Here is a 326-nt window from a genome sequence, read left to right on the forward strand (position 1 = left end):
AGGTGGTAGCCTTAGCAACTACCAAAACGGCTCACTTCACCTTGTGCAAACTGAACGCACTTGCTTCGCTCGCAGACGTTACATCTTAGTCGAAGTTAAACTTGTCTATATCTCTCAGCTGGAGGTAGTAGTGTTTCGGGCTCTGGATGAGGGTTATCCACAGCTGTATGTGTATAACATGTGTGCCAGGTTGTATTTTTTGAGGTTAACTAAATAAATAAATTTATTAAGAAAAAAGCGAAAAAAACGCTTGCGCCAATCTTAAATCTCCCTATAATGCGCATCCACTGACACGGCGGGCTGCAAGAGAAAACGCAAACCAAAGT

1 protein-coding gene is annotated in these 326 nt (G+C 42.6%); it reads left to right on the plus strand.

What is annotated here, in order from left to right:
• Positions 1-217: hypothetical protein (locus N483_RS27570; RefSeq protein ID WP_231105496.1), on the plus strand; the 217-nt coding region annotated here is incomplete at its 5' end.
• Between the last annotated feature and the right edge of the window lie 109 nt (positions 218-326).

It is taken from the genome of Pseudoalteromonas luteoviolacea NCIMB 1944 (assembly GCF_001625565.1).
GTDB classification, from domain to species: Bacteria; Pseudomonadota; Gammaproteobacteria; order Enterobacterales; family Alteromonadaceae; genus Pseudoalteromonas; species Pseudoalteromonas luteoviolacea_F.